This is a genomic window from Burkholderia sp. HI2761 (genome assembly GCF_002223355.1).
Lineage (GTDB): Bacteria > Pseudomonadota > Gammaproteobacteria > Burkholderiales > Burkholderiaceae > Burkholderia.
In genome coordinates this window covers 1,286,712-1,301,216 of the sequence record NZ_NKFN01000004.1, presented here as the reverse complement: position 1 = coordinate 1,301,216, position 14,505 = coordinate 1,286,712, and the positions used below count along the sequence as shown (strand labels likewise).

The window sequence follows — 14,505 nt, the reverse complement described above, 5'->3', positions numbered from 1 at the left end:
TTTCGAAATGCGACCGAATCGGCAAGTTCGTTACGTATCCGGAATCGAATAACAAAAAGAAGAACACCTAAATTCCCTATTCGCCGCGAATCCTCCAAGATAGGCACGCCGCCGACGGGGCACGTGCCTGCCCCGTCGGCGGCGATACGCAGGCCAGCGTATCCCTCTTCCACTTGGAGAACACAGAATGAACAACAATGTGTTGCCGCGTTTCGTTCCGCGTGCGTTTGCCGCGGGTTGTCTGCTCGCGATGGCGAGCGTGTCGCAAGGTGCCGGCGTCTATGCGCCCTATGTCGACGTGACGCTTTATCCGACACCGCTGGTCGATCAGATCGGCGTGCGGCAGGGCATCCAGCAGTTCACGCTCGCGTTCGTGGTCGCGGGCAACGGCTGCGCGCCGTCGTGGGGCGGCGTGCAGCCGATCGGCAACGGCGCGAGCGGCGGCCTGCTGACCGCACTGTCCACGTCGATCGCGAGCTACCGCGCGAAAGGCGGCGAAGTCGCCGTGTCGTTCGGCGGTGCGAACGGCACGCCGCTGATGCAGGCGTGCTCGACGGTCCCCGCGCTGAAAACCGCATACCAGACGGTGATCGATACGTACGGCCTCACCCATATCGACTTCGACATCGAGGGCGCGTCGCAGCAGGACACGGCGGCGGTCGCGCGCAACTTCCAGGCCGTCGCGCAACTGCAGGCCGACTACGCGGCGAAGGGCAAGCCGCTGCACGTGACGCTGACGCTGCCGACGATGCCGACCGGGCTCACGCAGGACGGCGTGAACGTCGTCAACGCGGCCATCGCGAACAAGACCGCGTTCGATGCGGTCAACGTGATGGCGATGGATTACGGCCCGGCGAACCTCGACATGGGCGCCGCGGCGATCAGCGCCGCGCAGGCGCTCTACTCGCAGCTCGACACGGCGTTCAAGTCGGCCGGCCAGCCGAAAACCAATGCGCAGCTGTGGCAGATGGTCGGCGTCACGCCGATGATCGGCGCAAACGACGTGCAGGGCGAAACGTTCACGCTCGCGAATGCGCAGACCGTGCTGAACGCGGCAGTCGCGAACGGCTACGGTTTCTTCGGCAACTGGTCGGTCGGCCGCGATCAGGCGTGCCCGTCCGGCGGCACGTATGCGTCGCCGACCTGCTCGGGCGTCGCGCAGCAGCCGTACGCGTTCGCGGCGATCTTCAAGAAGCTCGATGGCAAGTGGGGAGCGGGCGTGACGCAGGATCCGAACTACGGCGGCGGCTCGGACGGCGGCACGCCGCAGCCGGGCGCACCGTGGGCGGCCGGTCAGGTCTATACGGCCGGCGCGACGGTCACCTACCAGGGCACGACGTATCAGGCGCAATGGTGGACGCAGGGCGACGTGCCCGGCCAGGCGGCCGTGTGGAAGCCGGTCGGCGGCGGCACGCCCACGTGGTCGGCGACGACCGCCTACTCGGGCGGCACGTGCGTGACGTACCAGGGCGCGAAGTATTGCGCGAAATGGTGGACGCAGGGCGACAACCCGAGCGCGGGCGGCGTGTGGGTGAAGTCGTGACGTCGCGACGGGCTGGCGCGTGACGCGCGGCGGGTCGTTTTCGGCGTGGCAGGACCGCACGCCGGCGACGGCCCGCTGCCGTCTTCGGCGGGCGCCGCTGCCCTACCCGCGCGCGTGCTCGGCCAGCAGCCGCGCCTTCGCGTCGACGAGCAGCGCCGCATGCGTGTCGCGATGCTGGCGAATCCGCTCGGTCGGCCCGACGACCGACAGACCGTACCAGTCGCCGTCGAGCGTCAGCGCGACCGCGATCGCCGACAGCTCGGGCGCGCTCTCGCCGAAGTTCTCCGCCCAGCCGAGTTCGCGAAACCGCGCGGTCTGCGCGACGAGCGCCGGCAGGTCGGCCACCGTCGCGTCGGTGAAGCGTTCGAACGGCAATTGCGCGCCGAGCGCCTGCTGCGCATCGCTCGCGAGTTCCGCGAAGATCGCCTTGCCGATCGAGTTCGCATGCAGCGGGCGCAGCTCGCCCGGCTGGCGCGTATAACGGATCGCCTGCTCGGATTCGACGACGTCGAGGTACGTGACCGACGCGCCCTGGATCTTGCCGAGTACGGCGGTTTCGCGGCTCGCGTCGCGCAGCGCGACGAGGTGCGGATGGACGATGTCGACGACCGGATCGGTCGCGTCGATCGCGGCGGCGACCGTCTGCAGGCGCCGTGTCGGATAGTAGCCGCCGCGCTTGCGCACTTCGTACAGATAACCGCGGCTCACGAGCGTGCGCGCCATCGCGAGGCAGCTCGACGCCGGCACATTGAGCAGGCGCGCGAGTTCGGTCAGCGGCAGCGGCCGCCGTTCGGCGGCGAACAGCTCGAACAGGTCGAGCGTGCGGGCAACGAGTTTGACGTCCATGACGAGCGCTTGATTCGGAACGGGAAACCGCGCGCGGGGCGAGCCGCCGCGCATCAGTACGACTTCGGCAGCCCGAGCACCTTCTCCGCGATGTAGCACAGGATCAGTTGAGGACTCACGGGCGCGAGCCTCGGAATCATACACTCGCGCAGGTAGCGCTCGACATGGTATTCCTTCGCATACCCCATCCCGCCGTGCGTCGCGATCGCCGTCTGGCAGGCCTGGAACGCGGCTTCCGCGCCGAGGTATTTCGCCGCGTTCGCCTCCGCGCCGCACGATTGGCCCGCGTCGTAGCGCGTCGCGGCCTTCATCACCATCAGCCACGCGGCCTCGAGCTGCATCCACGCCTGCGCGAGCGGATGCTGGATCGACTGGTTCTGCCCGATCGGCCGGCCGAACACGACGCGCTCGCACGCATACTGCGTCGCGCGGCGCAGCGCGGCCTGCCCCAACCCGATCGCCTCGGCGGCGATCAGGATCCGTTCGGGGTTCAAGCCGTGCAGCAGATAGCGGAAGCCGTCGCCTTCGTTGCCGATCAGGTCGTCGCGCGACACGCGCAGGTTGTCGATGAACAGCATGTTCGAATCCACCGCCTTGCGGCCCATCTTCTCGATTTCGCGCACTTCGATGCACGAACGGTCGAGGTCGGTATAGAACAGGCTCAGCCCGTCGGTCGGCTTCGCGACCTGGTCGAGCGGCGTCGTGCGCGCGATGATCAGCATCTTGTTCGCCACCTGCGCGGTCGAAATCCAGATCTTGCGCCCGCTCAGTACGTAGTGATCGCCGTCGCGGCGCGCCTGCGTGGTCAGGTGCGTGGTGTCGAGGCCCGCGTCGGGCTCGGTCACCGCGAAGCACGCCTTGTCGCGTCCGGCGATCAGCGGCGGCAGGAAGCGCGCCTTCTGCGCGTCGTTGCCGAACACCTGCACCGGGTTCAGCCCGAAGATGTTCATATGGACGGCCGACGCGCCCGACAGCCCGGCGCCCGATGCGCTGATCGTGCGCATCATCAGCGCCGCCTCGGTCATCCCGAGCCCGGCGCCGCCGTAAGCCGGATCCATCGCGATGCCGAGCCAGCCGGCATCGGCGAGCGCCGCGTGGAAATCGGCCGGAAACCCGCCCGCGCGATCGCGTTCGAGCCAGTAGTCGTCGCCGAAGCGCTCGCAGATTTTCTCGATCGCGCTTTCGATCGCGCGCTGGTCGTCGGTCAGATCGAACTGCATGGACTGCTCTCCCGGCAAGCGTGAACGGCCGCGCCGCTCACAATGGAAACACGCCCGTCGCGACCGCGACGAATACCATCAGCACGGTGGCGGCGAACAGGAACGGAATCGTGAATTTCTGATGCTCGGCGAGCTCGACGCCGGTCAGGCCGACGATCAGGAACGTCGCGGGCGTGAGCGGGCTCACCGGAAAGCCCGTGGTCATCTGGCCGAGCAGCGCGGCCTGCGCCATCTGGATCGGCGGCACGCCGAGCAGCTTGCCGCTTTCCGCGAGCACGGGCAGCACGCCGAAGTAGAACGAATCGGGATCGAACAGCAGGCTGAGCGGCATCGACAGCAGCCCGAGCACGAACGGCATGTGGCGCGCATGCTCGACCGGCACGTGCGCGACGACGACCTCGGCCATCGCCTTCAGCATCCCGGTGCCGGACATGATGCCCGTGAACGCACCGGCCGCGAGCAGCACGCTCGCCATCATCAGCGCGGCCTTCGCATGCGCGTCGATCCGCTCGCGCTGCGCCTGTACGTCCGGGTAATTGATCACGAGCGCGGCAACCGTGCCGAGCATGAACATCACCATCGGGTCGACGATGCCCGACACCAGCGTGATGAGCACGACGAGCGTCAGCGCGACGTTGATCCCGAATCGTCCCGGCCGGCGCAACATGCGTTCGGCGTCGGTCAGCTCGCGCGGCGCGATCGCGAGCGACGCCGCGCCGGCGCGGTCGAGCCCGAGCCGTTTCGCCTCGCGCACGCCGAGCACGTAGGCGGTGCCGAACACGAACGCGAGCCCGACGATCTGCACCGGAATCATCGGCGTGAAAATCGCCGAACCCGGAATGTGCAGCGCGGCGGACGCGCGCAGCATCGGCCCGACCCACGGCAGGAAGTTGACGCCGGCCGCCATCGACGCGACGCACGCGAGGATGCGGCGATCCATCCCGAGACGTGTATAGAGCGGCATCATCGCGGGCAGCGTGACGAGGAACGTGACCGCGCCCGAACCGTCGAGATGGATCAGCAGCGCGAGCAGCGCCGAGCCCATCACGATGCGCGGCGGATGGCAGCCGATCACGCGCAGCACGCCGGCGATGATCGGGTCGAGCATCCCCGCATCGGTGAGGATTCCGAAAAATAGAATTGCAAAAACGAACATCCCGGCGATCGGGCCGATGTTCTGTACGCCGTGCACGACGAACTTGCCGGTCTGCAGCCCGAAACCGGCCGCGAGCGACGCGGCCACCGGCACGACGATCAGCGCGACGAGCGGCGACAGCCGCTTCGTGATGATCAGGCCGAACAGCGCGACGATGGCGACCGCGCCGATCCATGCGAGCATGATGCGTCTCCTCTTCAGCCGGTGCGCATGTCGGTGCGTGTCGACGCGCGGGCCGGCGTGATGTGCGAATGATGATGTGTCGGCGCGCACGGCCATGCGCCGCGGTGCGGCGCGGCCGGCAGCCGCGATGCCGGTCAGGCCCGGCGGTCGTCGTCGTCGTTGTTGCCTTTTTCGTCCGCAAACACCTGCGCCGCATGTTCGTTCAGCGCGGGCGGCGGACGCCGATACGTGGCCGGCGTGCGGCCCAGCTTGATCGGCGACGCGATGCCGCGATGCCGGCCCAGCTCGACCTTCATCCGCCGATGCGCGACATGCGGGTGGTCGAGCGCCGCATCGAGCCCGAGCACCGGCGCGCACGGCACGCCGCGGCGCATCAGTTGCTCGGCGAGCGTGGCGCCGTCGTGCGCGGCCAGCGCCGTTTCGAGCAGCGTGCGCAGCGCGGCGCGGTTCTGGCTGCGCGCGCGGTTGTCCGCGAAACGCGGATCGTCGAGCCAGTCGCGCGTGCCGAGCACGTCGCACAGCGCGGCGAACTGCCCGTTGTTGCCGACCGCCAGAAAGATATCGACGCCCGCCGTCGGAAAGCTGTCGTACGGCGTGATGTTCGGATGCGCGTTACCGGTGCGCACGGGGGCCTTGCCCGAATGGAAGAAGTTCGGCGTATGCGGATGGAGGATCGACAGCGCGCAGTCGAACAGCGTCGATTCGACGAACTGGCCGCGGCCGCTGGCGTCGCGTTCGCGCAGCGCCATCAGCACGCCGATCGCCGCGTTCAGCCCCGTGACGAGATCGACGATCGGCACGCCCACGCGCAGCGGCGCACCGCCGGCTTCGCCGTTGACGCTCATCAGCCCCGCGAGCGCCTGCACGGCCGCGTCGTAGCCCGGCAGCCCGCCGAGCGGGCCGTCCGCGCCGAAACCCGACACGCGGCAATGGACGAGGCGCGGAAACCGTGCATGCAGCGCGTCGAACCCGAGCCCCCAGCGCTCCATCGTGCCGATCTTGAAGTTCTCGACCAGCGCGTCCGCGTGTTCGAGCAGCCCGAGCAGCCGCTCGCGATCGGCCGGCTGCGTCAGGTCGAGCGCGATGCCGAGCTTGTTGCGGTTCACGCCGAGGAAGTACGACGCGGTGTCGCCGTCGAACGGCGGGCCCCACGTGCGCGTCTCGTCGCCGGACGGCGGTTCGACCTTGATCACTTCCGCGCCGTGATCGGCGAGAATCTGAGTCGCGTACGGCCCGCCCAGCACCCGCGACAGATCGATGATGCGCAATCCCGCCAGCGCGCCCTGCTGCTCGTGTTCCGCCATGCGTCTCGCTCCTGGTTCCGGTTGATCGGAATGCCGGTTCCGGCGGCCCGGCGCTTGCGGCTCGGCTGCTCCGGATTCGACGAATAATTCTTGTACGTGAATTTATATTCACACTCAGGAATTATATTGTCAAGCCCGGATGGACCCGGCTGCCGCGCCGACCACATCGGCGTGCGCAAGTGGGACAGACCGAACGCACGCCGGTTGCGGTCGCGCCCCGCCGTTGGCTAAGCTGGCGGGCAATATTCATCCTCACCAATACAAGGCGGAATTTTCATGAAACGGTTATGGCTGGCGGCCTTCGTGCTGGCGTCGACGCTGGGCGTCGCGCACGCGCAAAACCAGACTTTCCACTTCGGCGAAGGACAAACCGGCATGCCGGGCGCGGCGCCACACGCTGCCGCGCCGGCGGCTCGGCCCGCGCCCGCACGCCGGCACGTCACCGCGCCGTCTCCTCATCACCGGCGTGCGGTTCACAAGCGCCGCCATTCGCGCCGCACGAAGCCGGCGCGCAGCGGGATCTACACGCAAGCGTGAACCGTCGTCCGTGGCGCGACCAAGGTGCACGCGACTGTCACGAACGGCAGGTAACATCGGCGCGGCGGCTTGCATGCCGTCGCCGCCTGCTGCCGGACCCCGCGCCGCCGACGTGTCTTTCCTCCACGATTCAGCACCTGTTTTGCCAGAACATGAGCACCGGGCCGGATACCCTCGCCGTCATCAAGGAACGCGCCACGATCGTGTGCCGCCAGCGCGGCAGCGTGCTGCTGGTCGCGCGCACCGCGGCGCGCTGGTCGCTGCCGGGCGGCACGATCCGGCGCGGCGAGACGCCGCTCGAAGCGGCGCAGCGGGAACTCGCGGAGGAAACCCGGCTGGAGGGGCTTGCGCTCGACTACGCGGTGCAGTTCGGCGGGCTGACGAAGCTGCATCACGTTTTCGTGGCCGACGTGCCGGCGTACCTGACGCCGCGCGCGAGCAACGAGATCGCCCGCTGCAAGTGGTTCACCGTCGACCGGCTCGACACGCTGCGAGCCAGCGTGCCGACGCGCAAGATCATCGAGTTGCTGCGGCTCGACTGTTTTTCCGCGTTCGTGAGCGGGCCGCTTCGCTGAGATCGACGCCGGCTCGGGTTCCGAACGCGGCGATTACGCGCGCAGGAACGGGCCGGCCTTGCGTTCGAGCAGCGCGACGAGTTCGGGTTGCATGAACGCGTAGCGGTCGGGGATGTCGAGGCAGACGATCTTCCGGTGCTTCAGATGCGCACCGAATTGCGCCGACAGGCGCGCCTTGTGCGCGCGCTCCATCACGAACACGATTTCCGCCCAGTCGAGTTGCTCGACGGACAGCCGTACGTCCGCGTCGGGCGCGAGGCCCGCGGAGTCGGTTTCGATGCCGGGCCACGCGGCGAACACCGCTTCGGCCGTCGGGCTGCGTAGCCGGTTGCGGCTGCAGATGAACAGTGCCCGTGTCATGTCGCTTCGCGGCCTCCCGAGCGGCCGGGTCAGCCTTGCGGAATCGTGCCCGGCCGGACGTACGCGAGCATGTGCGGCACGTAATCGGCCTTGCCGAGCTCGACGCCGTGATGGCGCAGGATCGCGTAGGCAGCGATCGCGTGGAAGTAGAACTGCGGGAGCGCCCAGTCGCGCACGTACTGTTCGCCCGTCATGTCGAACGCGATCCCGTTCGGCAGTTCGAGCGTGATCGGCAGCGCTGCGCCGCCGTCGAGCGCATCCGGCGCGAGTTCGCCGAGAAAGGCGAGCGTGCCGGCGATGATCGCCTGCGCATCGTCCGGCGAACCGGGTTGCGCATCGGCGTTCCAGCCCGCTTCGCGCAAGGCCAGCAACGCCGCCGGCAGCGGCTCGCCGCGCAGCCGGTGGACCGGCTCCATCGCCTGGAAACACGAGAAGCGCACCTGGGCGGCGAGCGGATACATGTCGGGCGCCAGCCTCAGCGTCATCACCGCGTCGGGTTCGCCGCCGGCGGACTGCCGGTGCGCGACGGCCTTGTCGAGCCACGCGGACTGCGCGCGCAGCATCTGGGTGTAGGTCGGAACGAGAAGTTGGGTCGGTGACACGCGTGCGCTCCTGTTCTGGGGTTCGCGCAACACGATAGCAGCGTCGGCGCGAACCTGCATCCTGGCCGGGCGCCGCCGTGTGCCGTCACGGCTTGCCGTGACGCGCCACGAACCGGTCGAATTGCGATGCGAACGCCTTGCCGTCGCGCGCGCTGAACGGCGCCGGCCCGCCCGTGTCGATGCCCGCGCTGCGCAACTGGTCCATCATCGCGCGCGTCGACAGGCGTTCCTCGATGTTCTCGCGGCTGAACCAGTTGCCGCGCGGGTCGAGCGCATGCGCGCCCTTGTCGAGAACGGCGGCGGCCAGCGGGATGTCGGCCGTGATCACGAGGTCGCCGGGTTCCGCCAGCTCGACGATGCGCGCATCGGCCACGTCGAAGCCGGCCGGCACTTGCACGGCCTTGATGAACGGCGACGGCGGCGTGCGCAGAAACTGGTTCGCGACCAGCGTCACGTGGATCTCGGCGCGACGCGCGGCGCGAAACAGCATGTCCTTGATGACGGCGGGACACGCGTCGGCATCGACCAGTACTTGCATGGCGGGGGTTCCAGTGGACAGAAGCAGAAGCGGCGATCATAGCGCACCGCCCGCCGGCCATCCGCCGGCGAGATCCATGCGAAGCGCGTCGGCCGTCACCCACTGCGCGTCCCACGCCGCGGCGAGCCGCGCGCCCTGCCCGATCGGCACGGCCGCATCGTCGAAGTCGACGAACACGACGTGATCGGCCGCCGCGGGTCTGGCCGGCGTGTCGCGTGTGCGCCCGTCGGACAGCACCCACAGCCAGCGCGCTTTGCCGGGCTCGCGCCGCGCCGCGCGGGCGAGCAACTGCGCGGCGGCCGCGATGCCGTCCGCGAGCGGCGTGCCGCCGCCGCCGTCGACCGGCTCGAGCCAGCGCGCATTCCACCAGCGCGGCACGGCCGGGCCGAAGCGCCGCGCGGCGCCGTTGCCGCCGAAGCAGACCAGCGCGGTTTCGACGCGCGCGCGCGCGGCCTGATCGAAATACGCGACGATCAGTCCCTTCGCGAGCGCGAGCCGGTCGCGCGACAGCATCGACGCCGAACAGTCGAGCACGAAGCAATGCAGCGCGTGCGGCGTGCCCGCGCGTTTGCCGTAGCGCAGATGATCGCGATGCAGCGGGCCGCCGCGCTTCGCGGCGAGCGTCGCCGGCCATGCGATGGCCGTGCCCGCACGCACCGTGCCCGGCACACGCGCCGCTGCGCCTGACTGCCATCGAGGACCGCGAATCGCGTTCGCGGCGGCGCCGGCTCGATGGCTCAGCGTTTTTTTAGCGGCAGCGGCACCACGCTTTTCACGTCGCGCAGCCCGACCGGTTCGGGCGGCAGGTAGCCCCAGTCGCCCTGCGATGCCGACGCGTCGGACTTCGTGTGGCCCGTTTCGGGCGGTCGGTCGTCGGGCCGCTGGCGCGGCTCCGGCGGCGAACGGTCGTCGCGTTCGCGATCGTGTTGCGACGACTGGTGCGACGGTTGGTGCGACGGCGGCGGTCCCGCATGGCGCCGGTGCCGCAGCACGGCTTCGGCCACGCGCTCCACGTGCGACACCGTCACCGCCGCGGCCTGTTCCAGCGCGGCCAGCGCACGCGCGGCGCGCAGCATCACGAGATCGGCACGCAACCCGTCGACGGCCGCGTCGATGCACAGCGCGCTGACGCGCGCATGGACCGCATCGTCGAAATCCAGCGCCGGCAGCCGGGCGCGCGCCGCGTGAATCCGCTCCGCGAGTTCGCGCTGAGCAGACGTATGACGCGCGCGAAACGCGTCCGGATCGAGGTCGAACGCGAGTCGCGCCTTCACGATCCGCTCACGCTGCACGGCGTCGAAGCAGTTCTCCAGTTCGACCATCAACCCGAAGCGGTCGAGCAACTGCGGGCGCAGCTCGCCCTCCTCGGGATTCATCGTGCCGACCAGCACGAAGCGCGCGTCGTGCGCGTGCGACACGCCATCGCGCTCGACGATGTTCATGCCGCTCGCGGCGACGTCGAGCAGCGTGTCGACGAGCCCGTCGGCGAGCAGGTTCACTTCGTCGACATACAGCACGCCGAGATGCGCGCGAGCCAGCAGGCCCGGCCGGAAGCGCACGCCGTTTTCGGCGAGCGCATGCGCGAGATCGAGCGTGCCCGTCACCTGCTCGTCGCTCGCCGACAACGGCAGCGTGACGAACTGCCCTTCCGGCAGCAGCTCGGCGAGGCCGCGCGCTGCGGTCGATTTGGCGGTGCCGCGCGGCCCGCTGACGAGCACGCCGCCGAGCGACGGGTCGATCGCGGCAAGCAGCAGCGCCTGCTGCAACGCGCCCTGCGCGACGAGCGCCGCAAACGGAAAAACCGCGCGGGCGCGGTGCGTCGTCGGATCGGTCATCGCCGTCCCCCTTCCTGGAGTTGTTCGCTCTCGAGCCAGACCGATTCGATCCGTTCGCGATAGTCGCCCGGCTGCTGCCACAGGCCGCGCTGCATCGCCTCGACGAACCGTTCGCAGATGCCGTGCAGCGCCTTCGGATTGTGCCGTTCGAGGAATGCGCGCGTGTCGTCGTCGAACAGGTACGCGTCGGCGACGAGCGCGTACTGGTGATCGGACAGCACGCGTGCGGTCGCGTCATAGCCGTACAGGTAGTCGACGGTCGCGGCCAGCTCGGCCGCGCCCTTGTAGCCGTGGCGTTTCACGCCGTCGAGCCATTTCGGGTTGACGACGCGCGAGCGGATCACGCGCGCGATTTCCTCGCGCAGCGTGCGCATCTTCGGCGCGGCCGGGTTCGCATGGTCGCCGTGGTAGACGCTTGGCTGCTGCCCGGACAGGTGCCGCACCGCCGCCGTCATCCCGCCCTGGAACTGGTAGTAGTCGTTCGAATCGAGGATGTCGTGCTCGCGACTGTCCTGGTTCTGCACGACGACGTCGATCGCGGCCAGCCGTTCGCCGAACACGTCGGGCGCGGCGTCGCCCGCGCTGTTCTGCGCGTACGCATGGCCGCCCCATTGACGGTAGGCGTCCGCGAGATCGGCGTCGGTCTGCCAGCGGCGCTGGTCGATCAGGTCCTGCAGGCCCGCGCCGTAGCTGCCCGGCCGCGCGCCGAACACGCGCCAGCCGGCGCGGCGCCGCGCTTCGTCGGGCGCCACGCCCTGCGCGATCCATTTCGCGCGTTCGCGCTCGACGCGCGCGCGGATCGGGTTCAGCGCCTCGGGCTCGTCGAGCGCGGCGACGGCCTGCACGGCCGCGTCGAACAGGTGCATCAGGTTCGGGAACGCATCGCGGAAGAAACCCGACACGCGCAGCGTCACGTCGATGCGCGGCCGGTCGAAAATCTCGATCGGCAGGATCTCGAAGTCGGTCACGCGATGGCTGCCGTGCGCCCATTTCGGCCGCACGCCGATCAGCGCGAATGCCTGCGCGATGTCGTCGCCGCCGGTGCGCATCGTGGCCGTCCCCCAGACCGACAGCCCGATCGCGCGCGGGTAGTCACCGTGATCCTGCAGATGGCGCTCGATCAATTGCTGCGCGGATTTCAGGCCGAGCGACCACGCAGCCTGCGTCGGCACCGCGCGCGTATCGACCGAGTAGAAGTTGCGGCCGGTCGGCAGCACGTCGGGACGGCCGCGCGACGGCGAGCCGCTCGGCCCCGGCGGCACGAAACGGCCGTCGAGCCCGCGCAGCAGCTGACGCATTTCCTCGCCGCCGCAGGCGTCGAGCGCGGGCAACAGCATCGTGCGCACGCGTTCGATCACCGCGAGCGTATGCGGCCATTCGCCGGGCGACGTCGTATCGGTACCGCGATTGCCGCCAGTGGCCGAGCACAGTCCGTCCAGCCATTGCTGCGCAAGCCGTTCGAGCCGCTCGCGCGTATCGCCCGCATGGCGCCACGGCGACGCGTCGAGCGTTTGCAGAACGATGGGCCGCGGCCCCGTCCACGGCGCGGCCCAGTCGGCCGCGAGCGGATCGAAATCGTCGCCGAGCGAGAGATCGCGCGCGAGCGCGCCGATCAGCCCGGCCCGTTCGCCCTTGCCGTCGCCGACCGGAAAACGGGCGAGCGCGAGCAGCGTGTCGCGCCGCTGACGCTCGACCGGCGACGCGCCGAACACGTGCAGCCCGTCGCGAATCTGCGCTTCCTTCAACTCGCACAGCCATGCATCGACCCGCGTGAGCAGCGCATCCTCGTCGCCCGCGTCGCGCGGCGGCGACACGCTCAGCTCGTCGTGCAGCCGATGCTCGGCGATCGTCGCGAGGATCGTCTTGCGCAGCAGCTTCGCGCGCCGCGCATCGACCATCAGCGCTTCGTAGTATTCGTCGACCTGCCGTTCGAGATCCTGCAGCGGGCCGTAGTTTTCCGCGCGTGTGAGCGGCGGCATCAGGTGATCGACGATCACAGCTTGGGCGCGGCGCTTCGCTTGGCTGCCCTCGCCCGGATCGTTGACGATGAACGGATACAGGTGCGGCAGCGGCCCGAGCGTGAGGTCGGGCCAGCACGCGTCGGACAGCGCGACGCTCTTGCCCGGCAGCCATTCGAGATTGCCGTGCTTGCCGAGATGGATGACCGCGTCGACGCGATACGCATCGCGCAGCCAGAAATAGAACGCGAGATACGCATGCGGCGGCACGAGCTCCGCATCGTGGTAGCTCGCGTAGTCGTTGTCGTCGCGCGAGCGTGACGGCTGGATGCCGACGAACACGTTGCCCGCGCGCCAGCCGGCGATCGTGAAACGCCCTTGCCGCAGCGTCGGATCGGCTTCGGGCGGCCCCCAGCGTGCGTTCAGCGCGTCGCGCACGGCTGCCGGCAGCCGCGCGAAATGCGCGACGTAGTCGGCCAGCGGGAAGCTCTGGAACGCCGGTCGCAACGCATGCACGGCCGCGTCGTTGGTCACGCCTTCGGTGAGCCGTGCGATCAGCGCGTCGCCGTCGGGCGGCAGGTCGGCCACCGTATAGCCCGCGTCGCGCAGCGCCGCGAGCACGCGCAGCGCGGAGGCCGGCGTATCGAGCCCGACGCCGTTGCCGATGCGCCCTTCGCTTTGCGGATAGTTCGCGAGAATCAGCGCGATGCGCTTGTCGGCGTGCTCCAGCGTGCGCAGCCGGCACCAGCCGCGCGCGAGCGCCGCGACGAACGCGATCCGCTCGGCATCCGGCTGGTAGCGCACGACGTCGACCTCGGTATGCGGGCAGCGATACGCGAGCCCCTTGAAGCTCACCGCGCGCGTGACGATGCGCCCGTCGACTTCGGGCAGCGCGATATGCATCGCGATGTCGCGTGCGTGCAGGCCCTGGTTGTCGGCCACCCACGCGTCGCGATTGCCGCCGGACAGGATCACTTGCAGCACCGGCGCGTCGCCGGCGAGCACGTCCGGCTCGGTAGCGTCGATAGCGCCCGCGGCGAACGCCGTCGTATTCAGCACGAGCGCGACATCGTGCGTGTCGCAGAGTTGCGTGATGACCTCGCGGCTCACCGCGTCCTTCAGCGACGTCACCGCGATCGGCAGCGGATTCAGTCCTTCGCCGATCAGCGCATCGGCCAGCGCGTCGAACACGGCCGTGTTCGCGGCCTGCCAGTGCGCGCGATAGAACAGGATCACGACGACCGGCGCGCCGGGCGTCCAGCGCGGCCGCCAGTCGTCGACGCTCGCGCGGTCGCGCGCCGGGTGATACAGCGCGGCGGCCGGCAGCGGGCGCGGCGGTTCGGGCTCGTCGCCGAACCCGAGCGTGTGAAATGCGATGCTGCGCAGCAGTGCGTCGGCGTTGTGCACGCCGCCTTCGCGCAGATAGCGCCACCATAGCCGGCACAAGTCGGCCCCGACCGTGCTCTTCGCGACGAGGTTCGGGTCCTCCTGCAGGTCGCCCGAGAACATCGCGAGCCGTTGTCCGCGCTTCGACGCGAGCGACACGGCTTGCTCGATGCCGTACGGCCAGTACGCTTCGCCGCCGAGGTGATCGATCACGACCGTCTTCGCGTGACGCAGCACGTCGTCGACGTAGAAATCGACCGACGCCGGCTGCCGCAGGAACGTGACGTTCGCGAGCCGCACGCTCGGGAACCCGGCCGGCAAGTGCGGCACGACGCTCGCGAGCAGCGACAGCGTCGTGTCGGCCGAACTCAGGATCACGATGTCGGCCGGTTGCTGATCGATCCGGACGACGCCCTGCGTATCGTCGACGAAGCCGCCCGGCGTGGTGCGCAGCAGATGCAT

At 69.5% G+C, this 14,505-nt stretch carries 13 protein-coding genes; 3 read left to right on the top strand and 10 right to left on the bottom strand.

Features of this window, described 5'->3' with window-relative positions; genetic code table 11:
* The first annotated feature begins 187 nt into the window (after nucleotides 1–187).
* Complete coding sequence (locus CFB46_RS12795) at nucleotides 188–1,543, top strand: chitinase (protein ID WP_089500169.1); 1,356 nt, start codon at nucleotides 188–190, stop codon at nucleotides 1,541–1,543.
* A 102-nt stretch (nucleotides 1,544–1,645) separates the two neighbouring features.
* On the opposite strand, the gene CFB46_RS12790 is transcribed toward CFB46_RS12795, so the two are convergent.
* The 4 genes from CFB46_RS12790 to CFB46_RS12775 form a co-directional block, all read right to left on the bottom strand.
* A complete protein-coding gene (locus tag CFB46_RS12790) occupies nucleotides 1,646–2,389 on the bottom strand; it encodes an IclR family transcriptional regulator (RefSeq protein WP_089500420.1) in 744 nt (247 codons plus the stop codon).
* 53 nt (nucleotides 2,390–2,442) lie between these two features.
* Nucleotides 2,443–3,609, bottom strand: coding sequence for an acyl-CoA dehydrogenase family protein (locus CFB46_RS12785; RefSeq protein WP_089500168.1), 1,167 nt, complete (start codon nucleotides 3,607–3,609; stop codon nucleotides 2,443–2,445).
* A 37-nt stretch (nucleotides 3,610–3,646) separates the two neighbouring features.
* Nucleotides 3,647–4,948 (bottom strand): CitMHS family transporter, encoded by a 1,302-nt coding sequence (locus CFB46_RS12780; protein ID WP_089500419.1) that lies wholly within the window; start codon nucleotides 4,946–4,948, stop codon nucleotides 3,647–3,649.
* Between the two features lie 134 nt (nucleotides 4,949–5,082).
* The gene (locus CFB46_RS12775; protein WP_089500167.1) at nucleotides 5,083–6,252 is read right to left on the bottom strand and encodes a CaiB/BaiF CoA transferase family protein; all 1,170 of its coding nucleotides are present in this window, start codon (nucleotides 6,250–6,252) and stop codon (nucleotides 5,083–5,085) included.
* A 276-nt stretch (nucleotides 6,253–6,528) separates the two neighbouring features.
* Between CFB46_RS12775 and CFB46_RS12770 the strand changes: the two genes are divergently transcribed.
* Nucleotides 6,529–6,789: a hypothetical protein gene (locus tag CFB46_RS12770; protein ID WP_089500166.1), complete on the top strand. Its 261-nt coding sequence runs from the start codon at nucleotides 6,529–6,531 to the stop codon at nucleotides 6,787–6,789.
* A 152-nt stretch (nucleotides 6,790–6,941) separates the two neighbouring features.
* Nucleotides 6,942–7,364 (top strand): NUDIX hydrolase, encoded by a 423-nt coding sequence (locus CFB46_RS12765; RefSeq protein ID WP_027784439.1) that lies wholly within the window; start codon nucleotides 6,942–6,944, stop codon nucleotides 7,362–7,364.
* A gap of 33 nt (nucleotides 7,365–7,397) precedes the next feature.
* Here CFB46_RS12765 and CFB46_RS12760 read toward each other — a convergent pair whose 3' ends face one another.
* From CFB46_RS12760 to cobN, 6 genes are all read right to left on the bottom strand, one after another.
* Nucleotides 7,398–7,724: a low molecular weight protein tyrosine phosphatase family protein gene (locus CFB46_RS12760; RefSeq protein WP_089500165.1), complete on the bottom strand. Its 327-nt coding sequence runs from the start codon at nucleotides 7,722–7,724 to the stop codon at nucleotides 7,398–7,400.
* A gap of 29 nt (nucleotides 7,725–7,753) precedes the next feature.
* Nucleotides 7,754–8,386 (bottom strand): DUF1993 domain-containing protein, encoded by a 633-nt coding sequence (locus CFB46_RS12755; protein WP_034185416.1) that lies wholly within the window; start codon nucleotides 8,384–8,386, stop codon nucleotides 7,754–7,756.
* Nucleotides 8,387–8,411: 25 nt separating this feature from the next.
* Complete coding sequence (locus tag CFB46_RS12750; RefSeq protein WP_027784436.1) at nucleotides 8,412–8,864, bottom strand: YaiI/YqxD family protein; 453 nt, start codon at nucleotides 8,862–8,864, stop codon at nucleotides 8,412–8,414.
* 36 nt (nucleotides 8,865–8,900) lie between these two features.
* A complete protein-coding gene (locus tag CFB46_RS12745) occupies nucleotides 8,901–9,533 on the bottom strand; it encodes a vWA domain-containing protein (RefSeq protein WP_089500164.1) in 633 nt (210 codons plus the stop codon).
* Nucleotides 9,534–9,601: 68 nt separating this feature from the next.
* Nucleotides 9,602–10,699 (bottom strand): ATP-binding protein, encoded by a 1,098-nt coding sequence (locus CFB46_RS12740; RefSeq protein WP_089500163.1) that lies wholly within the window; start codon nucleotides 10,697–10,699, stop codon nucleotides 9,602–9,604.
* Nucleotides 10,696–14,505, bottom strand: a complete 3,810-nt coding sequence (gene cobN / locus CFB46_RS12735; RefSeq protein ID WP_089500162.1) for a cobaltochelatase subunit CobN — start codon at nucleotides 14,503–14,505, stop codon at nucleotides 10,696–10,698. The genes CFB46_RS12740 and cobN overlap by 4 nt, the downstream gene beginning before the upstream one ends.